General features: G+C 63.9%; 18 protein-coding genes and 1 pseudogene. 11 read left to right on the forward strand and 8 right to left on the reverse strand.

Translation table 11 applies throughout. The annotated features are described in order from the left end of the window. Nucleotides 1-96: 96 nt before the first annotated feature. Complete coding sequence (locus tag AC1DIX_RS00500; protein ID WP_477321150.1) at nucleotides 97-693, reverse strand: hypothetical protein; 597 nt, start codon at nucleotides 691-693, stop codon at nucleotides 97-99. Between the two features lie 302 nt (nucleotides 694-995). On the opposite strand from AC1DIX_RS00500, the gene AC1DIX_RS00505 reads away from it, so the two are divergent. From AC1DIX_RS00505 to AC1DIX_RS00525, 5 genes are all read left to right on the forward strand, one after another. Then, the gene (locus AC1DIX_RS00505; RefSeq protein ID WP_477321152.1) at nucleotides 996-2,411 is read left to right on the forward strand and encodes a PDDEXK-like family protein; all 1,416 of its coding nucleotides are present in this window, start codon (nucleotides 996-998) and stop codon (nucleotides 2,409-2,411) included. A 79-nt stretch (nucleotides 2,412-2,490) separates the two neighbouring features. Further along, the gene (locus AC1DIX_RS00510; RefSeq protein WP_477321154.1) at nucleotides 2,491-3,156 is read left to right on the forward strand and encodes a metallophosphoesterase; all 666 of its coding nucleotides are present in this window, start codon (nucleotides 2,491-2,493) and stop codon (nucleotides 3,154-3,156) included. Between the two features lie 51 nt (nucleotides 3,157-3,207). After that, entirely contained in the window at nucleotides 3,208-4,407 is a 1,200-nt protein-coding gene (locus AC1DIX_RS00515) for an efflux RND transporter periplasmic adaptor subunit (RefSeq protein WP_477321156.1), read from the forward strand. A 9-nt stretch (nucleotides 4,408-4,416) separates the two neighbouring features. Continuing rightward, nucleotides 4,417-5,841 (forward strand): efflux transporter outer membrane subunit, encoded by a 1,425-nt coding sequence (locus AC1DIX_RS00520; RefSeq protein WP_477321158.1) that lies wholly within the window; start codon nucleotides 4,417-4,419, stop codon nucleotides 5,839-5,841. 54 nt (nucleotides 5,842-5,895) lie between these two features. Further along, nucleotides 5,896-6,507 carry a hypothetical protein gene (locus tag AC1DIX_RS00525; protein ID WP_441933958.1) on the forward strand — a complete coding sequence of 204 codons (612 nt, stop codon included), beginning with the start codon at nucleotides 5,896-5,898 and terminating at the stop codon, nucleotides 6,505-6,507. Here the strand turns inward: AC1DIX_RS00525 and AC1DIX_RS00530 are convergent. Further along, complete coding sequence (locus AC1DIX_RS00530; protein ID WP_477321160.1) at nucleotides 6,473-6,826, reverse strand: hypothetical protein; 354 nt, start codon at nucleotides 6,824-6,826, stop codon at nucleotides 6,473-6,475. The genes AC1DIX_RS00525 and AC1DIX_RS00530 overlap by 35 nt on opposite strands. 29 nt (nucleotides 6,827-6,855) lie before the next feature. Between AC1DIX_RS00530 and AC1DIX_RS00535 the strand changes: the two genes are divergently transcribed. The 4 genes from AC1DIX_RS00535 to AC1DIX_RS00550 all read left to right on the forward strand — a co-directional run bounded on the left by AC1DIX_RS00535 (nucleotide 6,856) and on the right by AC1DIX_RS00550 (nucleotide 13,395). After that, a complete protein-coding gene (locus AC1DIX_RS00535) occupies nucleotides 6,856-8,754 on the forward strand; it encodes a CocE/NonD family hydrolase (protein ID WP_477321162.1) in 1,899 nt (632 codons plus the stop codon). A 325-nt stretch (nucleotides 8,755-9,079) separates the two neighbouring features. After that, on the forward strand, nucleotides 9,080-11,563 hold the full coding sequence (locus tag AC1DIX_RS00540; RefSeq protein WP_477321164.1) for a sensor domain-containing protein: 2,484 nt from the start codon (nucleotides 9,080-9,082) through the stop codon (nucleotides 11,561-11,563). A gap of 187 nt (nucleotides 11,564-11,750) precedes the next feature. Then, nucleotides 11,751-12,029, forward strand: a complete 279-nt coding sequence (locus AC1DIX_RS00545; protein ID WP_477321166.1) for a hypothetical protein — start codon at nucleotides 11,751-11,753, stop codon at nucleotides 12,027-12,029. A gap of 592 nt (nucleotides 12,030-12,621) precedes the next feature. Then, nucleotides 12,622-13,395, forward strand: a complete 774-nt coding sequence (locus AC1DIX_RS00550) for a PEP-CTERM sorting domain-containing protein (protein ID WP_477321168.1) — start codon at nucleotides 12,622-12,624, stop codon at nucleotides 13,393-13,395. Between the two features lie 957 nt (nucleotides 13,396-14,352). Here the strand turns inward: AC1DIX_RS00550 and AC1DIX_RS00555 are convergent. The 6 genes from AC1DIX_RS00555 to AC1DIX_RS00580 are packed head-to-tail and all read right to left on the reverse strand — an operon-like array spanning nucleotide 14,353 to nucleotide 19,624. After that, nucleotides 14,353-14,787 carry a nuclear transport factor 2 family protein gene (locus AC1DIX_RS00555; RefSeq protein ID WP_477321170.1) on the reverse strand — a complete coding sequence of 145 codons (435 nt, stop codon included), beginning with the start codon at nucleotides 14,785-14,787 and terminating at the stop codon, nucleotides 14,353-14,355. 5 nt (nucleotides 14,788-14,792) lie between these two features. Beyond that, nucleotides 14,793-16,019 carry a gallate dioxygenase gene (locus AC1DIX_RS00560; RefSeq protein ID WP_477321172.1) on the reverse strand — a complete coding sequence of 409 codons (1,227 nt, stop codon included), beginning with the start codon at nucleotides 16,017-16,019 and terminating at the stop codon, nucleotides 14,793-14,795. A 19-nt stretch (nucleotides 16,020-16,038) separates the two neighbouring features. Next, entirely contained in the window at nucleotides 16,039-16,743 is a 705-nt protein-coding gene (locus AC1DIX_RS00565) for an alpha/beta fold hydrolase (protein WP_477321174.1), read from the reverse strand. Between the two features lies 1 nt (nucleotide 16,744). Further along, nucleotides 16,745-17,428, reverse strand: coding sequence for a 4-carboxy-4-hydroxy-2-oxoadipate aldolase/oxaloacetate decarboxylase (ligK, locus tag AC1DIX_RS00570; protein ID WP_477249626.1), 684 nt, complete (start codon nucleotides 17,426-17,428; stop codon nucleotides 16,745-16,747). 16 nt (nucleotides 17,429-17,444) lie between these two features. Next, nucleotides 17,445-18,470 (reverse strand): amidohydrolase family protein, encoded by a 1,026-nt coding sequence (locus AC1DIX_RS00575; RefSeq protein WP_477321335.1) that lies wholly within the window; start codon nucleotides 18,468-18,470, stop codon nucleotides 17,445-17,447. 8 nt (nucleotides 18,471-18,478) lie between these two features. Further along, nucleotides 18,479-19,624 carry a 4-oxalomesaconate tautomerase gene (locus tag AC1DIX_RS00580; RefSeq protein WP_477321176.1) on the reverse strand — a complete coding sequence of 382 codons (1,146 nt, stop codon included), beginning with the start codon at nucleotides 19,622-19,624 and terminating at the stop codon, nucleotides 18,479-18,481. Between the two features lie 135 nt (nucleotides 19,625-19,759). Here AC1DIX_RS00580 and AC1DIX_RS00585 point away from each other — a divergent pair, with 135 nt between their 5' ends. Then, nucleotides 19,760-20,977, forward strand: coding sequence for a LysR family transcriptional regulator (locus tag AC1DIX_RS00585; RefSeq protein ID WP_477321178.1), 1,218 nt, complete (start codon nucleotides 19,760-19,762; stop codon nucleotides 20,975-20,977). A 136-nt stretch (nucleotides 20,978-21,113) separates the two neighbouring features. Further along, nucleotides 21,114-21,362 (forward strand): annotated as a pseudogene (locus tag AC1DIX_RS00590) (aromatic acid/H+ symport family MFS transporter); the annotation flags it as partial. Between the last annotated feature and the right edge of the window lie 58 nt (nucleotides 21,363-21,420).

A 21,420-nucleotide genomic window follows, 5' to 3' on the forward strand; every position in this document is an offset into this window, starting at 1 on the left:
GACCGAATCAGTCTATCGATATATGGGCAAGAAAATTTGAGAATTGGCAAACCGGGGACAGCAAGGCAGACGCGTTCCGGGCGTTGACCGAGGCGCTCAGGCGGCCTGCGGGCGGCGCGGTACCGCCAGCCGCTCGAGGAGCGCCAGGTAGGCGTCCTGGGCGCGCCCGATGTCACCCGCCGCGAACCACTCCTGCTCGTCGATGTTGCCGGCGTCGGCATAAACGCGGTAGTAGCGCACGAGCACGCGCAATTCCTGCGCCGGGTCGTCCTGGATCAGGGCGATCTGTGCGCCGTACTGCTGCCCGCGCGCACGGTAGGACAGATAGCGGTACAGATAGGCCTTGCCGGTGCGGCGCTCGTCGCCACCGACTTTGATGTGGCTGCCCAGGCCATTGCCGGCCAGGTCGAACTGCGCCAGGACCGCGTCCTGCACGCGCTCGAGCATGGCTTCGACCTGCTCTCCCTTGGCGCCGAACACTCTTTTGGCGGCTTTCGGAAAGTCGGTCCGCATGCGCACTTCGATCGCCGCGAGTACCGTCTCGTGGACCCTGCTTTTCAAGGCCTGTTCGTAGTAACGCACGATCCCGCCATCCTCGAAGGGATCGTCCTGCGCGCGTTCGAGGTACCTGCGCTCGTTCGCCGTCAGCTCGGCCGCGGCATCGGCCGCTTCTTCCATGTTCACGTTTTTCATCGCTCAATCCCATCCATGAATAACTCCATCTCGACACCGCGTGTCGTCCAATTCCCGGCGCCGCCGTCCGCCAGCGGCATCCGGGGATAGCCGTCCTTTTAGATGGCGTACGCCAGGCCCCGGGCGGGGAGCTCATGCCACAGGGCGAGGATCACCGCGAGCTCCGCACGGCGATTTATTGAAGCAAACCGAACTTGATGCATCTGTTGATTCCTTGCTGAGTCAAGACAGCATAGGCCGTATGTTGACTAAATGCAACTTGAAGCCTATGCTGCTGGCGGCTCAACTCCAGGCAGACGACCATGTCCGAAGAACTCTTTTCCCACCCGGGATTCAGCAAACTGCGCGAAGCGCTGTCGGTATTCAACCCGTTCGAGGTGCTCGGCCTGGAAACCTACGAACTGCGCCACACCAAGACACTGGCATGGCTCCTGGACCCCAAGGGCAGCCATAACCTGGGTACGGCCTTCATCGAGCGCTTCGTCCGGGGACTGCCCGCCGGGGGCGCAGGGCATGTGCCGGCGAATCTGGACGCGGCGCGCGTCTTTTCGGAACTGCCGGTCAGGAACAAGACCCTGATGCTCGGCGAAGCTTCGTCGCCGGAGATGGCCGAAGCGGCCCAACAGGACAGCAGCAAGCGCATCGACGTCTATGTCCAGGTCGACTCCACCTTCTTCCTCGCCATCGAAGCCAAGATCGGCGCGAACGAGCACGGCGATCAATTGCAGCATTACCGCGAAGCGGTGCAAAAGCAGGCCGGCGGACTGGCTTCGGCCAGGACGCTGCTGCTCTACCTGACCCTCGACGGTGCGGCCCCGGCACAGCCGGCCGAAAGGGACTATTGGACGCCCATCGACTGGAGCGGCCATGTCCTCGCTCCCTTGCAGGCGATGCTGCAGGCAAGTCCCCAAGCCGGTGACTGCGCCGGACAGCCCGGTCCCAACGTGATGCATTTCCTGTCCGACTACCTCCGCACCCTGCAGAAAGTCACGGGATCGCGTGACTTCGCTCCCCGCGTACTTGCCGAAGACCTCCTGAAAGAGGAAGACTACGAAGGGCCGATCGGAAGCATGCTCAAAACCTTTCACGGCCAGAACGCCGAGGCGAAGGCCCGGCTCGAGTTGCAGCTGAAGGGGCTAAAGGGAGGGCTGGAAGCGGCGAAACTGCTGCAAGCGGTCGAATCCGATCTGCGCGCCAGGGTCTGCGACACCCTCGCATCCCACATCGTGCGCGACGACTGGGTGCGAATCGGTTCCGGCGCGAAAAGGCAGCGGCAATCGGCCACGTCGACCAAGATCGATTTCATGACCCCGACCATGGCGAAGCTGATGGGAACCGGCAAGCCACAGTTCTTTTTCAGGCTCGACATTCGCAGGGCGAAGACGGTCGAACTCAAGCTGTTCTTCGAAAATCCGCAATGCGTCGAGGACAAGGAAACGCTGCCGTCGCTGCAGCGGAAGCTGATGGCATGGCCGGGCAACAAGAGCAAGGAAGAATGGCCCGCTTTCATGGAAGAACACTGGAACCTTGGCCAAAAGATCCCGAAAGGCGGCATTGGCCAGAAAATGGCCTTGACCACCTTCGGTGGGGTCCCAAGGACGATCCTCAGGCCGCATCCTGAACCCAAAGAAATCAGACAGGCGCAGGACTGGCTCGCAAACGTCGTTCGTTTCGTCGACCGCAAGATCGACGGGATGTCGGGCGGGGCACCGGCCTAGACGCGCTCCACCGAACCGGCGCGACGCGGATTGTCGCTTCATGATCGATAATCGTCATGACTGCAATCGAGGAGCGCCTTTGTCTTTATATACGCACTATCCCGTCAATACGAGTGGCCGCGACTTCGTGGTCGGCGATATCCATGGCTGCTTCGACCTGCTGTCGGCGGCATTACGCGATATCCGCTTCGATCCGGAAGCCGACCGGCTGTTCAGTGTTGGCGATCTCGTCGACCGGGGGCCACAGTCGGCGCAGGTCGTCGAATGGCTGGCGCAGCCGTGGTTTCATCCGGTGCGGGGCAACCACGAGCAGATGGCGATCGACTACGTCGCGGGCGAACAGGATGGCCTCGAGTACCGGGTGAACGGCGGCCGCTGGTTCATCGACCTGCCCGCCGGGATGCAGGCCGACATCGCCGGCATGTTCAGCGTGCTGCCCATCGCCATCGAAGTCGGGACGCGCTCGGGAGCGGTCGGGATCGTGCATGCCGACTGTCCTTTCGACAGCTGGCAAGAGCTGGTCGCCGAGCTGGGCGGCGAAGACGGTGAGGTAATCGCCAACATCAGCATGTGGAGCCGTGAGCGTTTCGGCGCCCGCATTTCTTCCGACGTCGCCGGCATCACAAAAATCTTCGTCGGCCATACGCCGGTGGACCGCGACCTCTTGCTCGGTAACGTGCACTACATCGATACGGGTGCGGTATTCAACCAGACCTTGACCGTGCTCCCGCTCGAACAGGAATAGGCAGGACTTGCCGGTAAATGTGTATACTCGGCATTTTGCCGATGTAGTTCCATGGCTGCTGATCAACAAGACAGAACCACCTTCCTGGCAGGCCGCTTCCGTGACCTCACTGCGACGCTGCTTTCGCTGGCCGCCGTGCTGTGCGCCGGTCCCGTGTCGGCACAGGCCGGCAAGCCGGCTACACCCGCGGCTGCGGCCGCACCGGTCAAGCTCGACACCGTCACCGCGCGCCGGGGCGACTTCCAGCTAACGGTCGACGCCGCCGGCAAGCTCCAGCTCCACAAATGGGCCGATGCCTATGCCCAGATTGCCGGACAGGTGAAAGACGTGCCGGTCGCCATCGGCGACACGGTCCAGGCGGACCAGGCCTTGCTCGAAATCGCCCCGGCCCAGCAAGCCACCAAGGTCGAGAGCAATCGCGCCCAGATGGCCCGGCTGCAGGCCGAACTCGCCGACCAGCGCGCACAACTCGATTTCGCCCAGCTCCAGTTCAAGCGCCAGACGCAGTTGAAAGCGCAGAACGCGACCCGCGAGGAAGCCTTTGAATCGGCGCGGATGAACGCGTCGTCGGCCAGCGCGCGCCTCGATGCGATCACGGCGCAGATCCGCGAACTCGAAGCGACCTTGAAGATCGATGAGGAAGCGCGCCAGAAGACGCTGGTCAAGTCGCCGATTGCCGGGACCGTGGTGTCCTTGGCCGCGCGGCCCGGACAAATCCTTGCCGCCTCGCAGCTTGCGGCACCGCTGCTGCGGATTGCCGACCTGTCGGAAATGACTGTGGCCGCGCGCGTGGCGGAAAACGATGTGACGCGCCTGCGGCCGGGCATGGCCGCCAGTTTCACGACGCCCGGCTATCCCGGAAAGCGCTGGTCGGGAAAGCTGCGTCAGGTTATTCCCGTCCCGGCCGACGGCACGGGCGAGCAGGGCAAGCAGGCCTTTTATATCGTCCTGTTCGAGGTCAAGAATCCGGATCACGAACTGATGAGCGGCATGAGTGCCCAGGTGCAGTTCCTTGTCGCCCAGGCGCGCGATGCCGTGCTGCTCCCGGCCAGCTGCCTCGGCGCGCCGGATGAAGACGGCCTGGTCAAGGTCAACGTGGTCGACGCCGGCCAGCGCGTCAGTGCCCGCAAGGTGAAGGTCGGACTTCGTAATGCGCAACAGGCGCAGATCCTGTCCGGCCTGGCGGCAGGCGACAAGGTGCTGGCCGGTCCCGTGCCCGATGCGCTGGCGGCGCCGGCATCAGGCTCTTGAGGTGTGCCCATGACGCATCGCGCTTTCAGATCGTCTCTCCTGTTCGGCCTGGTTTGCGCCGCGCTGGCGGGCTGCGCCGGCCGTGGTCCGATCGCGGAGCCGCCGCCCAAGGTCGACTTGCCTGCCGTCTGGACGGCCGCCGGGACCCCGAACCATCAGGAATGGCCCGACAAGAACTGGTGGCAGCGATTCGGCAGCCCTGAACTGACCCGTCTGGTCGATGAAGGCCAGTCCGGCAACCTGGAGCTCGCGGGCGCACTCGCACGCGTGAGACAGGCGGAGGCCGAGGCGCGCATTGCCGGCGTGTCCCTGCTGCCGACGGCGACTTTCTACAGCGACGCCAACCGCTCGGTACCGATCCGGCGCGGCAGCGCGAGCACCTCCGCCGACAGCGGTCTGCAAGTCTCCTACGAAGTCGATTTCTGGGGCAAGAACAAGGCAGGCGTGGCGTCGGCGGAAGCCTCGCTCGAGGCCAACCGTTTCGACCGCCAGACCGTGGCATTGACGGTCACCAGCGGCATCGTCTCGACCTATCTGCAGGTGCTGTCGCTGCGCGACCGGCTTGCCGTCGCGCGCGGGCACGTCGCGAATGCCGAACACGTCCTGTCCCTGGTGCAGGCGCAAAAGAACGCGGGCGCTGCCTCCTCGCTCGACCTCGCGCGCCAGCGCTCCGTCGTCGCGCAGCAGAAATCGGACATACCGGACCTGATGCAGCAGGAGCGCGAAGCGCAGTCGGCCCTGGCCATCCTGCTCGGCAAGACGCCGCAGACCTTCTCCGTCGGCCAGAAGGGACTGGACACGGTCACCTTGCCCGAGGTGTCCCCGGGCCTGCCGTCCGAGCTGCTGTCGCGCCGCCCCGATATCCGCCGCGCCGAGGCCAGCCTGGCCGCCGCCAATGCCGACGTCGCCGTCGCGCGGGCGAACCTGTTCCCCAGCATTAACCTGACAGGCGCGATGGGCACCCAAAGCAGCGCCTTGCTGTCGCTGCTGAATGCACCGAACCTGCTCGCCAATGTCAGTGCGTCGCTGATCGCGCCGATTTTCGACGGCGGCCGGCGGAAGCGGGAACGCGATCTCGCCATCGCCCGGAAACAGGAGCTGGTCCAGGTGTATCGCGCGACCGTGATCGCCGCCCTGTCCGAAGTGGACACGGCGCTGGGCCAGATCCGCAGCCTGGATGAACAGCGGCGCCTGAAGACCACCGAGCTGGAAGAGGCGCGCCAGGCCTACGACCTGGCGGAAATCCGCTACAAGGCCGGGGCCGAAGACCTGATGACGGTCCTCGACACGCAGCGGGCCTTGTCGGACGTGCAGAACGATATGGGAAAACTGAAACTGAAGCGGCTGCAGGCGACGGTGTCCTTGTACAAGGCGCTTGGTGGTGGCTGGAAGGACGATCCGGGGCAGGGCGATCCGCTTCCCGCAAAGACCTGAGGCTTGGCGGCGAAACGACACGCCGGCTGGTGCCCTTGGTACAATGAGCTCACCATGAACAAGCCCGCCATCTCCCTCATCCTCGGCGCGACCATGCTGTCCGCCACGCTGGCTGCCTGCAACAGCAAGACCTCGGCCAGCGAAAAGAACTTCGGCATCGCCGTCACCCAGTATTTCGCCAAGAAGGGCGACATGTGCCTGGACCCGGTGAAATGGCCGGTCGACGTGTATGAAACCGACCTGCGCCAGCAGAAGCTGTATCCGGACGGCGTCGCCGGCCAGATGGCGGCGCTGGAAGCGGCGGGCCTGGCCAGGGGCGAGGACGTCGAATCGCCCGGAAGCGCGCCGAAGGTCAAGGTCAGGCGCTACACGATGGCCGACGCCGCCAAGCCTTACCTGCACGCGGACGCCGGGGGAGAGCCGCGCATCTGCTGGGGCCGCAAGTCGCTGGAGAAGGTGGAGCGCTGGACCGACCCGGTCAAGGCGGGCGACCATGAGGAAGCCAGCGTGATCTACACCTACAAGCTGTCGAACGTGGCCGAGTGGGCCAGGAAGCCGCAGGTCAAGGAGGCCTTCCCGGTGCTGGGGCGGAACGTCGACGGCGAGCACAGCCAGAAGGAAAAGCTGTACGTCAGGTCGACGCCGCAGGGCTGGGAAGCGCTCTGATCAATCGTGCGGCGATGGCTTCTTTGCCAACCTTGGAGTAAATTGGAGGAAATTGTATAGAGGTGATGCGATGCTGAACCTGCTCAACGATTTCGAACCCAGGCTCCTCCTGCATGCCGCCATACTCGTGTTTGGCCTCGCCACGTTTTTCGCCCTGATCCTTGTCAGCCGCTGCCCGCAGTGCAACTGGCTCGAATGGGTAAGCGAGCGCTTCAACGCCGACGACACCGAATAACAGACTCGCCGTCAGTTTCTTTTCAGCACCTTCGATCTTGCCCAACGGGCAAGAGAATGCGTTATGCTTGAGTTCGCTCAGCAAGCACATTCCATCCCATCGAAGGAGCCGACGTGAAACGATTGACCGCCAGCCTCGTTGCCATTGCCCTGATCGCATCCGACGCCTCGACCCTGGTCCTGGCGCAGGATTATTCGAAGTACAGTCAGGAGGCACTGGACAAGGAGCTGGCCCGCAACGCGGTGGCGCGGCTGGGCGTGATGGTGCCAATGCGCGATGGCGCCGCCCTGTCGACCGATGTCTACACGCCGAAGAACGCCAAGGGACCGCTGCCCACCATTCTCTGGAAAACGCCGTACAACGAGCACAAGCTGCGCGGCGGGACCCTGCGTTACGTGCTCGAATCGGTCAAGCGCGGCTATGTCTTCATCGTACAGAACGAGCGCGGGCGCTATTTTTCGCAAGGTAAATGGGAGATTCTCGGTCACCCGCAGACCGACGGCTACGACACCCTGAGCTGGATCGCACAGCAGCCCTGGTCGAACGGCAAGGTCGGCACGCTGGGCTGCTCGTCCTCGGCCGAGTGGCAGCTGGCGCTGGCCGGGATGAATCACCCGGCGCATGCGGCCATGGTGCCGATGTCGGCCGGCGCCGGCATCGGCAAGGTCGGACGCTTCCAGGAGCAGGGCAACTGGTACACGGGCGGGGTGCCGCGCAATCTCTTCTTCGTCTGGCTGTACGGGGTCGAGAACCCGCTGCGCGCGGAACTGCCGAACGGGCTGCTTTCCGACGAAAAGCTGCGCGCCCGCATCGAGGCCTATAACGACCTGGATGCGAGCAAGCCCAAGATCGAGTGGAACAAGCAGATCAGGCACCTGCCGGTCGACCAGATGCTGACTTCGCTCGGCGAGCCGCCGTCCACCTTCGAGCAATTCATCAAGCGCGGCCCGGCCGATCCCGCCTGGAACAAGGGCGGCCTGTATCACGAAGGCATGGGCTGGGGCGTGCCGGCACTCTGGTTCAACAGCTGGTACGACGTCTCGATCGGGCCGAACCTGGAACTGTTCAACCTGGCGCGCACGGCCAACACCGACAAGGAGGCGAGCGCCAACCAGTACGCGGTGGTGGCGCCGGTGCCGCATTGCCAGTACGCGCGGCTCGGGCCCGACACCGTGGTCGGCGAACGCGCCATGGGCGACACCAGCTTCGACGTCGACGGCGCCGTCTACGGCTGGTTCGACCGCTGGCTGAAGGGCGACCAGAAGGCCTTTGCGCAAACGACCCCGCGGATGCGCTACTACATGATGGGCGCCAACCGCTGGCAGAGCGCGGCCCAGTGGCCGCCCGAGAACGCCAGGCCGATGCGCCTCTACCTGCGCTCGAAAGGCAATGCGAACAGTCTGTACGGCGATGGCCGCCTGCTCGGCGAGGCGCCGCCGGCGGGCGAGGCGCCGGACCGCTACCGCTACGATCCCATGAACCCGGTGCAGACCATCGGCGGCGGCGACTGCTGCAACGGCGGCGTGGTGGTGCCGGGCGCCTTCGACCAGCGTCCGATCGAGGCGCGCAGCGACGTGCTGGTCTACAGCAGCGAGCCGCTTACCAGGCCGGTCGACGTGGTCGGCTTCGTGGACGCCGTGCTGAAGGTGTCGTCGAATGCGAAGGACACCGACTTCGCGGTCAAGCTGGTCGACGTCGCGCCCGACGGTACCGCCTGGATCGTCGGCGACACGATCTTCCGCGCCCGCTACCGCAACGGCTACGACAAGCCCGCGCCCCTGAACCCGGGCGAGGTGGCGACCATCCACCCGACGCCGATCGCGACCGCGATCCAGTTCGGCGTGGGCCACCGTATCCGCGTCGAAGTCACGTCGTCGAATTTCCCGAAATTCGTCCGCAACCTCAACACCGGCGGACCGAACGAGAGCGAGAAGGAGGGCGTGGTCGCGGACAATGCCGTCCATCACGCGCCGGATGCGGCGAGCTATATCGAGCTGCCGGTACTGCGCTAAGGCTTGCTGGGCCGCCGGACAAGCCAGTACCGCATGCCTGCCAACAGGAAGCGGTGGACCTCGTCGATCGGCGATGCGTCCCCCAGGCGCCGGAAGCCCGGTTCGCCCAGGATGGCGGACTGGGCGGTCCCGCGCAGCAAGGCAATCCGCCTGTCCTTCCTCTCCCGTGTTGTGGATTTTAACTTTCCTACCCCATCCGCGTAACCAAAGGTGCCGAGCTTGCAACTACCAGCAGTGCGAGTCTTGTGTTGTCATCTTTGTCATGGCAGGATGAGCCATCCTGAGCTCGCACACATTTGTGCGCATGTTCGAACCGGGCTTCGATATGCCAGAGAAAAACACTCCATCCGACAACGACGGGAATCTCGACGGTCAGGCAAGCGAAGCCCGCTATCGCGCAGCGTTCGAGCATTGCACCGATGCCCTGTTCCTGACCGGACTGGATGGCGGCATCCTGTCCGCCAACGTCGCCGCCTGCCAGCTGTTCGGCTATACGCAAGAGGAACTGCTGGCGCGCAATATCGGCGACCTGCTCGACAGCAAGGACGCAGACCTGGTGGCCGCGCTGGCGCGGCGTGCCGCGGCCGGCGAGGGCACGTCCGAGCTGCGCTTTGCGCGCCCTGACGGCGAAGGTTTCGAGGCGCGGGTCGTCGCCAGGGTGTTCACGGACGGCAACGGCCGGCCGGTGACCAGCATGAACGTCCACGACATCAGCGACAGCAAGAATGCGGAAGCGCTATTGCGCGAAAGCGAGCAGCGTTTCCGCCTGCTGTACGAGCATGCGCCGATCGGCATCGGCCACATCGACCTCGACGGCAAATGGATCTATGTGAACCGCGCCTTCGCGGCGATCGCCGGCTATACGCCGGAAGAACTGATCGGCCGCGACAATCTCGAGCTGGCCCCGCCGGACGAGCGCGAGCGCAGCCGCCAGTTCACCGAGCAGCTGCTGTCCGGCGCCATCGAGATCCAGCGCGACCGCCGCCTGCTGCGCAAGGACGGCAGCACACGCTGGATCCGCCTGACCGCGAAGATGCTGCGCGACGAAAGCGGCCAGCCGCTGTACGGCATCATCCTGTTCTTCGACATCACCGACGCCATGCACGCCGAGGAAGCCCTGCGGCGCAGCGAGGAGCGTTTCCGCACGACCTTCGAGCATGCGCCGCTCGGGATCGCCGAATGCGCGCCGGACGGCCGCTTCGTGGCCGCCAACACGACCCTGCTGGCGATGCTGGGCTATACCATGGACGAGCTGGAAACCCTGTCGAACCAGGACATCACCCATCCGGCCGACCAGGAAACGGCAGTCCACAATTTCCACAAGCTGCTGACCGGCCAGCAGGCCGTGACGGTGGCGGAGCAGCGCTACCTGCGCAAGGACCGCTCGCAATTCTGGGTCAACGTCACCTGCTCGCTGCGCAACAGCGGCGACGGTCCGCGCGTGCTCGAGATCGTCGAGGATGTCACGGGGCGCAAGAAGGCCGAGGAAGCCCTGCGCGGCGCGGTCGAGTATTCCTACCACCTGGCCAGCCACGACGCCCTGACCGGCCTGGCCAACCGCGCCAGTTTCAACGAGCGCCTGAAGGACGCGCTCAAGTACGCACAGCGCGACGGCCACCTGGTGGCCGTGCACATGCTCGACCTGGACCGCTTCAAGTCGATCAACGATACCCTCGGCCACCACGCCGGCGACTTGCTGCTGAAGGAAGTCGCGCGCCGCCTGCGCACCCACATCCGCGAGACCGACCTCGCCGCGCGCCTCGGCGGCGACGAATTCGTGATCGTCCAGACCCACCTGGCGGAGGCAGGCGCCGCCGAGGTGCTGGCCGACAAGATCGTGGTCGAGCTGAGCCTGCCTTACCTGCTGGACGGCCAGGAAGTCTACAGCGGCACCAGCATCGGCATCGCCGTGTATCCGAACGATGCGCACGAGCCGGGCCAGCTGGTGAAGCTGGCCGACCTGGCCCTCTACGAAGCCAAGAACCAGGGGCGCCTGAACTACCAGGTGTACCGCGAATCGCTGGGCAAGGCGGCCCAGGAAGCCAAGCGCTTCGAGCGCGAGCTGGAGCGCGCGCTGCGCGACGAGGAACTTTGCCTTCACTACCAGCCGCAATACGACCTCGAAAGCGGGCGCATCGTCGGCATCGAGGCCCTGATCCGCTGGCTGCACCCGGAGCGCGGCCTGTTGACCGCGGCCGATTTCATCCAGGAAGTGGAAAACGCCAACCTGATGCTGCCGGTGGGCGAATGGGCGCTGCGCACCGCCTGCTCGGCCCAGGCCCGCTGGGTGCGCGACGGGCTGGTGGTGCCGCTGACCTTGAACGTGTCCTCGAAACAGATGCGCCATCCGCGCTTTCCGGCCATCTTGAACCGGGTGCTCGACGACACCGGCCTGGCGCCCTCGCTGCTGCGCCTGGAGATGCGCGAGAGCGTGCTGCTGGATCCGAAGTTCTCGGCCCAGGCACTGCAGGAGGTGCGCAAGCGCGGCGTGAGGCTGGGACTCGACGATTTCGGCGCAGAGCTGGCGGCCCTGTCGTCGCTGCAGAAGTTCCCGCTCGACATCGTCAAGCCGGGCCAGGAACTGGTGCGTCGGCTATCGCGCCACGACAATGCCTCGGCCATGCTGTCCGCCCTGGTCGGGGTCGCGCGCGACGTCAAGATCACGGTCTGCGCCGACGGCATCGAAACGGCCGACCAGCTGGCCGCCGTCAAGAACCTCGGCTTCGATTGCGGCCAGGGCTATCTGCTCAGCCCGCCGATGGCGGCGTCCGACATGGATCGCCTGGTGGCGGCCGAACTGGCCGGCTGAGGCACTCCTTGCCTGTCATAAACCATCCCGGCAGCGACGGGGAAAGCGGATTCTCATGCGAGGCCGAAGGCTTGACAGAAGCCAAACACTTCTGTCGGCAACGCGTTGCTATTTAGCAATGAATCCGGGGCGGTGCTTATTCTTCAACATGAGTTCAGCGCTCGGTCCGCGGGGGGATTTCCGCTTTATGATCCATGAGAGGACGGTTGTTTCGGATGTCTTCATCACGTTCCCAGAGCGGCTCCTGATCGGCTCCGAACAGTCCGTCTTTCTCAACGTCGACGGCTATCCCGTCCACAAGTTGGCGGCGGCAAAACGCTTCATCGCCGCTCCGGTTCAGGCGCCGGTCCAGCGTAACAAGCGTGAGGAAGCCGAGACGGCCAAGGAAAATACCATGCCGCTGGATTGGAAACCGCATAACGTCGCTGATCGATGCGTGATCTTGGTGCTGCTTCAGGTGGTGTAGCAGCGCGGCAACAGTGCAGCCATCTAGGCGCCGACTCGCTCATCACTTGCTTTTGCTGAGGCGTCCACTTACGCGGCCGTCCCGTGTGGCGGCCTTCGTTCAGGCCTGCCGATCCAAACTTGTTCCAACGCTGGCGCCATTGCTCGACACTGTTCAAGTGCACCGAAAATTTGTTCTTCGTTTCTTACAGCGTCAGTCCCTGGCCCAACCGCAAGATGTCTTGGGTACGCAATACGGGCGCGTGGATGGGCCAGGAAGACTCCCATGTCCTGAAGCGTCCGACGCCCAGTTTCGGACAACTTTAATAGTTTCATTGCAGTGACTCCCGCAACAGTTTCCAATCTGAATTTAACTCAAATTTCCAACCGCTACTTAACAATAGCGTCAGCTCGCCTTCGTTCGATTTGCTCAACAAATCATTCTCTTGTGCAAAGTGGAATTCGTCGAAAATCTTTACATTGTTGCAAATGCTTTAAGAATAGATTTGGCAAGATATTGATTTTTTTAAAAATTTTAGTGTTGGCATGATAATTGCTTAATCGCCAATTGGTTTTACCGGGGAATCCTATTTTCAATCCAGAGGGAGAACGATATGCTTACTGCATTCAATCGAATCAAAAAAGCGTTCAAGACGTTTGCGTTAATGTTGGCAACCCTGTTTGTCGCTCAACATGCGACAGCAGGTGCTATTTTCCTTATCGGAAGTGATGCCATCGGTTTGCATGGCGATTCCAATTTTATTAATCCCGTCATCAATCAACTTGCCGCCTCCGACCCGTCCAAGCCCGTGCTGTATCTGAATAACGTAGGGCGTACATCAGTAAATTACACCGCAGGGACTGCCACGATCGATTTTAAATCTTATGGATTCCTGACCACGGCTGATCTTTCCAACTACAGCGGCATTTATATCGATTCTCCCTATAGCTGCTGCAACGATCCCGGCTCAATGATGAATCCAGCGGATAGTGCGAAGATTTCCGCCTTTGTCGCGGCCGGTGGCAGTCTGGGTGTCGGTGATTATCAAGGCAATTCCTTCTGGGACGCTACTCTGGGCTTTACCGGGGCTCCCGGCGTTACCGCATTCGGCCCGGTGTGTGTCGACCCCGGTGTTTCCACGGCAGCCGGCATCGCTTTTGGTTTTGCCCCATCGTATACTGAAGGCTGCTTTGTGCACCAGCAATATGACCCGGCATTCTGGAGCTCCCGTGGCTACTTTGCCTTGCAAACAACGACTAGTGGCGACTGGGTCACGATGGCCTCGGGCTTCGTCGAACCGGGCACCGTTCCCGAGCCGGCAACTCTTGGTCTGTTGAGTGCGGGGCTTCTGGGTCTGGGTTATGCGCGCCGCCGTAAATCAAACTGAATCGGTCGCTGTTAAAACAACATGATTTTTTTGAAATACGAGTCTTTTTAATTGGCGACGATGTTCTCCCCGACTGTGAAGTCGAGGAGAACATAGCTTAATCCGAAATCGTATCAGCACAACCAAGGACAGGTATCGGGTTCCTTTCATCATAAATGCGTTAAGCGCACCACGAAAAACCTCGGCCCTCCCGGGGCTGACTCGGGAAAGTCCTGACATCGAAACTAGCGCACGAGTGTCGTCATAATGAAAACCTCGGATCAGCGTGTTTTCCGAAAAACAGCGAGGGACCAGCGGGTGAAACTGGGGGGCTTGACCGAGCGCGTCGATTTCGAAGCGCTAGTTGCGTGGATCGATACTGCTGCACGGCGTTCTTCACGCGCCAGGGGTGGCCGCCTGACGACGCGCGCGAGTACCGGTTGCTGGATCGTCGCAGCTTCCTGAATTTTTCAGACCTGACCGATAGGGTCAGCATTCCGGATGCCAAGACGATCTGGCTGTTCCGTGATCGATTGGCGCAACCTGACCTGATTCGAGCGCGGTCTTCGCTATCAACACGATGCTGATTGACAGGCCCGGCAGCTCGGCGATATTCGATTAAGCGTCATATTCCCTGGTTTATACAAAAAGTCAGATTATTCGAGATGGCCTCAAGGTAGCCATACCCTCGTCGAAGACCATTTCTTCGAATTTGCCTGCCGTCCGGACACCTGCAAGTTGCCCGGTCAGCCACCATGCACGGATAATGTTCCTGAGCCGGCTTTGTGGCATTCTTAGCGATCGGATTTGCTTGGCTTGGACGCGCGCGCTAAGCGGGGGGGATACGGATCTGCTGCAGCAAGAAACCTCCGTCTATGTCGATGGTTCGTCAATGACCCAAACGATCAACGTGCGAATGAAGTTGTAACGTTCGCCGGTCAAGCCAGGGAGGTGTCCCGGCCGACTTGGATGCCTTGATCAAATCCAGAACGACCCGCGCCGCTCGGCAAACTTCCAGCCGCTGTCCGTCAGCCTGAACCTGTCGTAAAAGACGCCGGGCACGGGCGCATCGGCGGCGGCCGGCCTGGACCCCTCCTCGGCGGGACGCCTGGCCGACAGCAGCAGGATCCGCGATTGTCCGCGCGCCGACCCGGCATCGTCGACGCTGACGATGATGTCGGTGCAGACATGGAAGGTCATGACGTCAAGCGGCCGCTTGCGGAAGGCGGCAAGGATGGCATCAATGCCGGCGATGGCCTGGTCCGGCGCCGATGGCCGAAAGAGCAGGGCGTCCGGCGTGAACAGGGCCGCAAGTTCCTCGTAACGCCGCTGGTCGTTCAGGTAGGCGTATTCCGAGATCAGGCGGGCGCAGGCCCTTTCGATGGCGGCGTGGTCGTCGACGTGCATGCTCATCGTCCTCAGGCCGACTCCGGCACCCGCCGGGTTTTCAGGAAGTCTTCGAGGGTCTCGCCACGCATACTGGCGTAGACGGCCAGGTTCGACATCTTGACCACGCGCGCGAATTTTTCCAGCACGAAGAAGCTGACGCCATACTTCACCAGCCCGAGCCAGTCCTGGCGGGTCACCAGGCCGCGCTCTTCCTCGTTCAGCTGCAGCTCGTCGAAGGCGGCGTCCAGGTCGCGCGCGACGAGTTCGCGGAAGGCCGGCTCGCGATGGCGCCAGAAGAAGCGGTTCAGGCGAGCCGCGTGGATGCTGGCGTTCAGGTCGAAGGGATAGGTGCCTTCGAGTTCCTCCAGGCCGGCGGTTTGCGGATTGCAGTACACCGGCGCGGCGGGGGCGTGTCCGTCGCCCCCCTGTTCGTAGATGGCGACCGCCATATTCGTGGTGGTGGCCAGGTAGTAGCTCTGGTGAATGCACCTGATGTTGTCGTTCAGGGCGCCGCGCATGGCCAGCCACATGATCACCTCGGCGCTTTCGGCGCCGCCGAGTTCCACCAGTTCCGCGTGGCGCATCTTCGCCAGCCTTTCCGGCTCCTCGACGATCAGACGCAGGAATTCCTCGTCCCACTCGATGTTGTTGAAGCCGGTACGTTCGCCGTGGATCTGGTGCGAGAGGCCGCCGGTGCCGACCACCGCGACCTTCAGGTCTTCCGGATAGGATTCGATGGCGCGCCGCACCGCCTTGCCCAGCTTGTAGCAGCGCGCGGCGGTGGGCAGCGGGTATTGCAGGACGTTGATCGCGATCGGCACGATGGCGCCCGGCCAGGTGGGCTCGTGCGGCCACATCAGGGCCAGCGGCGAATTGCAGCCATGGTCGAGCGGACGGTCCTGGAACATGGCCATGTCGAATTCGTCGTTGACCAGCGATTCCATGACGTGGATGGCGAGCTTCGGATGCCCCTTGATATCGGGCAGCGGACGCTTGCCCGCACCCTCGTCGGCCATCTCGAAGTTCGGCGAGACACCGACCGCGAAGGTCGGATAGCAATCGAAAAAGAAGCTGTTCGCGTGGTCGTTGTAGAAGAACAGCAGCACGTCCGGCTTCTGCTCTTCCAGCCATTTCGCGACCGGCTTGTAGTTCTCGAACAGCGGCGCCCAGGCCGGATCGTTCTGCCGCTTCTTATCGTATGCCAGCCCGATGGTGGGGACGTGCGAGGTCCCGATACCGCCAATAATCTTCGCCATGTTCTCTCGACTTCCTCGTTCAGATCGTATTCATGTCCAGCCATTCCCGCAAGGCGCGCAGGACCGCTTCGGGTTCTTCCATCATCGACATATGGCCGCTGTGTTCGATCAGGCGCAGCTTCGCGCCCGGGATCAGTTCGGCCATGCGCTCGTGGCGTTCGGGCGGGCTCCAGCCGTCTTCCATCCCGCAGATCACCATCGCCGGGCAGGCGATGCTCCTCAACACATCGGTGGCATCCGGGCGGCCGAGGAGGGCGCGGGTCTGGCCCGCGTAGATCGCGCCCGACATCCGTCCCACCATGTCGACCACCGCCTTTACCAGCCGCGGTTCGGAGCGCTTGGCGGGGGCCAGCATCGGCAGGCCCCAGGTCGCGGCGATCGAGGCGATACCTTCCTTCAGCGCCTGGTTCACCAGGACCATCCGCCTTTCCTCTTCGCCGGGCGCGGCGGCCTCGAAACCGGTATCCAGCAGGGCCAGCCTCTCGACGCGCTGCGGCGCGCGCCGGACGACTTCCAGCGCCACCCTGCCGCCCATCGAGTGGCCGGCCAGGGCAAAGCGCGCGGGCGCATCGGCCAGCACCTTGTCGGCCATGGCCTGCATCGACGCCAGACCCTCGAAGCTGATCGTGCGGACTTCGTGGTCCGGCTGCAGGGCCGCGGCCTGGGCTTCCCAGACGGCGGCGTCGCACAGCAGGCCGCACAGGAGATAAATCGTTTTCTTCATGTCAGTCGATGTATTTCAGGCCCGCCTTGGCGAGCGGCTCGCGCATGCCGTACATGTCCAGGCCCAGCACGCCGGAGGCCAGTTTCGCGCGCTTTTCCCCTTCGAGGTCTTCGCGCTTCTGCGCGGCTTGCGCAACGCTTGCGGCATCGCCGCCCGGTACCACCACCACACCGTCGTCGTCGGCGATCACGGCGTCGCCCGGGTTGACCAGGGCGCCGGCGCAGATCACCGGGATGTTCACCGAACCGAGGGTCGCCTTGATCGTGCCCTTGGCGCTGATCGCCTTGCTCCACACCGGAAAGCCCATCTCCTTCAGCACGCGCACGTCGCGCACGCCGGCGTCGATGATCAGGGCCTTCGCGCCGCGCGCCATGAAGCTGGTCGCCAGCAGGTCGCCAAAGAAGCCGTCCGTGCACTCGGCGCTCAAGGCGGCCACCACCACATCGCCGGGTTGGATCTGTTCCGCCGCCACGTGCAGCATCCAGTTGTCGCCGGGATGCAGCAGCACGGTGACGGCGCTGCCGCCCACCTGGGCACCCGCATGGATGGGACGCATGTATGGCTTCATCAGGCCGACCCGGCCCATGGCTTCGTGCACGGTGGCGCTGCCGAAAGCCGCCAGGCGCTCGACGATGCCGCGGTCGGCGCGCTCGATGTTGCGCTTGACGATGCCGAGCTGGTTCATATGAGGCGTGGTCATCTTACAGTCCTTTGTTCCTGAGTGCGGCGTCCAGGCGCGGATAGACCTTGCGCGCATTCCCTTCGAAGATCTGGAAGCGGTCTTCGTCGCTGAGCGCGGCGGCCTCGATATAGCGTTTGGTGTCGTCGTAGTAGTGGCCGGTCTGCGGGTCGATGCCGCGCACGGCGCCGATCATCTCGGAGGCGAACAGCACGTTCTTCACCGGGATCACCTTGGTCAGCAGGTCGATGCCCGGCTGGTGGTAGACGCAGGTGTCGAAAAAGATGTTATTCAACAGCTGCTCTTCGAGCAGCGGCTTCTTCATCTCCTGGGCCAGGCCGCGGAAGCGACCCCAGTGGTAGGGCACGGCGCCGCCGCCGTGCGGGATCAGGAACTTCAGGGTCGGGAAGTCCTTGAACAGCTCGCTGGTGAGGCATTGCATGAAGGCGGTGGTGTCCGCGTTCAGGTAATGGGCGCCGGTTGTGTGGAAGCAGGGATTGCAGCTGGTCGAGACGTGGATCATCGCCGGGATGTCGTACTCCACCATCTTTTCGTAGATCGGATACCAGAAGCGATCGGACAGCGGGGGCGAGTTCCAGTGGCCGCCAGAAGGATCCGGGTTCAGGTTGATGCCGACCATGCCGTATTCCCTGACGCAGCGCTCCAGCTCGGGAATGCAGGTACGCGGATCCACCCCCGGCGACTGCGGCAGCATGGCCGCGCCGATGAAGTTGTCGGGGAAGAGCTGGGAGACGCGGTAGCATAGTTCGTTGCAGATCGCGGCCCAGGTGGCGCTGGTTTCGAAGTTGCCGATGTGGTGGGCCATGAAGCTGGCGCGCGGCGAGAAGATCGTCAGGCTTGATCCGCGCTCCTTCATCAGGCGCAGCTGGTTGGCCTCGATCGAGGCGCGCAGCTCGTCGTCACTGATGCGCAGGTCGGAGACGCGCGGGCCCAGTTCGGGCGTGTTCAGGTTGGCGACCTGGGCGTTGCGCCAGTCTTCCAGGGCTTTCGGCGCGGTGGTGTAGTGGCCGTGGCAATCGATGATCAAAGGCTTTTTCATTGTGATTTCTCGTGCAGGAGGGCGGCGGGTACCAGGACTTCGCCGCGCATGATGGGGCGCGCCGTGCGCAGCAGGGCGGCGCCGGCGACTTTCTGTTGATCCCGAGGGTCGAGTTCCAGTTCGACGCTGAACTCGCCGGTCGGATGTTCGACCGAGACGGTGCGCCGCAAGCCGCTGCCGGCCTGCGCCAGTCCCCGGGTCACCGAACCCTCCAGCACGCAGGCTGTGGCCACGGTCACCGCCGCCAGCACCCCGATGGCGTCGTGGCAGACGTGGGGGATGAAGCAGCGGGTCGAGACGGCGCCGCCGGCGCCGGGCGCGGACACCAGGCACATCTTCGGGTAGTTCCTGGCCTTGACGTCGCCCAGGCCCATCGCCGGGCCGACGGCCAGGCGCAGCGCTTCCAGCCTTGCCTTGAGTATCTCGTCGGCGTTCAGCTCCGCCGCGCTCTCGCGTCCGGTGATGCCGAAATCGGCGGCGCGCACCAGTACCATCGGCATGCCGTTGTCGATCAGGGTGGCGTCCACTTCCTGAATGGCGCCGCCGGCGGTGGCGAAGGACACGCGGTCCAGCGTGTTCCCGGTCGGGAGCATGGCAGGGCAGACCGAGCCGGCCGTATCGAGGAAGGTGATCTTCACGGCGGACGCGCTGCCGGGCACGCCGTCGATGCGGGTGTCGCCCGCATAGCGCATGCGCCCGCCCGGCGTCTGCACGGTGACGTCGCACTGCATGCCGGTGTTGAGGGTCAGGATGCGCGCCGTGGTGGTGCCGGGGATCGCCTGCACCAGCCCGCGCTCGATGGCGAAGGGCAGCACCGCCGCCAGCATATTGCCGCAGTTGGGCGTGGTGTCGACCTTGTCGGAATCCGGCTGCAGCTGGGCGAACAGGAAATCCAGGTCCACGCCCGGAGTGCTGCTCGCGCTGACGATGCCGACCTTGCTGGTCAGCGGATGGGCGCCGCCCAGGCCGTCGATCTGGCGCTTGTCGGGCGAGCCCATGACGGCCAGCAGCACGCGGTCGCGGCTCGCGACATCGGCCGGCAGGTCGGAGGCCAGGAAAAAGGGGCCGCGGGAAGTACCGCCGCGCATCAGCGTGCAGGGGAGGGGACGGTAGTCGTCGTTTTTGTCGGGCTCGGTGATCATCTGGAATGTGCTCCAATCGGATGGATCAAGTATCGGCAGCCGGGCGCATATTTGGGTTGCCTTATGCGCGAAAACCGTTCCAAAATACTTATCGGCGCTCCAGCGGCCCGGTCAAAACCTCTATCCTTCGGTGCCATGTCGATCATTAATCTCCACCATCTGCGCGCTTTCAATACCGTTGCCGCCACCGGCGGCATCCGGCGGTCCGCCGACATGCTGTACCGGGCATCCAGCGCCGTCACGCGTTCCGTCGCGGCGCTCGAGGAAAGCCTGGGCACCCAATTATTCGAACGGAAGGGGCGCGGCATGCTGCTGACCGCGGCGGGGGAGGTGGTGCGCCTGCGGGCCCAGATCATCGAGGCCGAATTGCGCGAGGTGCGCGACGACGCCGCCCGGCTAGGCGCGCGCGAAGGCTACCTGGTCACCAGCATGGAAGCCCTGTTCAACGAACGCCGCCTGCAGGTGGCGACCATGCTGGCCGAGGTCCACCACATGCCGACCGTGGCCCAGGCGATGGACATGTCGCAGTCCGGGGTCAGCCAGGCCCTGGCCAAGCTCGAGGAAGGGCTCGGGCAAAGCCTGTTCCGGCGTACCGCCCACGGCATGCTGCCCTCGGATGCAGGCAGCCGCTGGATCCTGCGCTTCAACCGGGTGCTGGTCGAGCTCGAGCACATCCACGCCGATATCGCCGCCCTGAACGGCGTGCTCGAAGGCGTGGTCACGATCGGGGCRCTGCCGCTGGCGCGGACCCTGGTGCTGCCGGCGGCGATCGCCGCGTTGGTCAAAAAATATCCGCGGCTGCGGGTGCGGTCCCTCGAAAGCCCATACGAGGAACTGGCGGCGGGGCTGTTGAGCGGACGGGTCGACTTCATCATCGGCGCGCTGCGCAAGTCGGCCAGCCAGGGGCTCGACAGCACGCCGCTGATGCAGGACCATCCCGCCCTGATCGCGCGGGTCGACCACCCGCTTGCCGGCAAGGCTGGATTGTCCTTCAAGGATCTCGAACCCTATGCCTGGGTGCTGTCGCGCGCGGGTTCGCCGCTACGCATGGCGCTCGAAAACTTCTATAACGAGCATGGCCATCCGCCGCCGTCGCCGGCCGTCGAAACCGGCGACCTGGCCCTGCTGCGCGGCCTGCTGCTGTCCTCGGACATGCTGACCGTGCTGTCGCCGCACCAGCTGCATTACGAGATCGAAACGGGGCAGCTGGCGGTGCTGCGGCTGGAGATGCCCGGACTCGAACGGCAGATCGGCGTCACCACCCGCGCGGGCGCGCACCTGTCGCCGGGGGCAAAAGCCCTGCTGGCCGAGCTGCATCTGGCGGCAGCCACGGTCGAATCCCACGATAAGTAAATTGGAACGCAATTGGTGTTGAAAGCAATCCTGCGTCAACTGGCCGTGTGTAGAGTCTAGTCACACAAAACAGGAGACGGCAATGACTGCAGTTCAAACGCTCGATATCCGAGCCCATACCAATGGCCGCAAGAGGAGCGGCGCCCAGACCGGCCTGAACGCCTTCGCGCCTTCCTGCTACCCGACCGCGGTCCGCGCCACCGGCGTGTCGTGGATGCTCGGCGTCGGCCGCTTCGGCAGCATCCTCGGTTCCTTCCTCGGCGGCCTGCTGCTGACCATGGGCTGGAGCTTCTCCGCGGTGATCGGCATCCTCGCCATGCCGGCCATCTTCGCGGCCCTGTCCATCGTCGCGTCCCGCAGCGCGGGGCGCACCGCGCTGGCCTGAGCCTCGCCCATGACAAGATCATGCCGGCACCGGTGCTGCAGCGCCGGCGCCTGCCGGG

It is taken from the genome of Massilia sp. 05N420 (assembly GCF_056397205.1).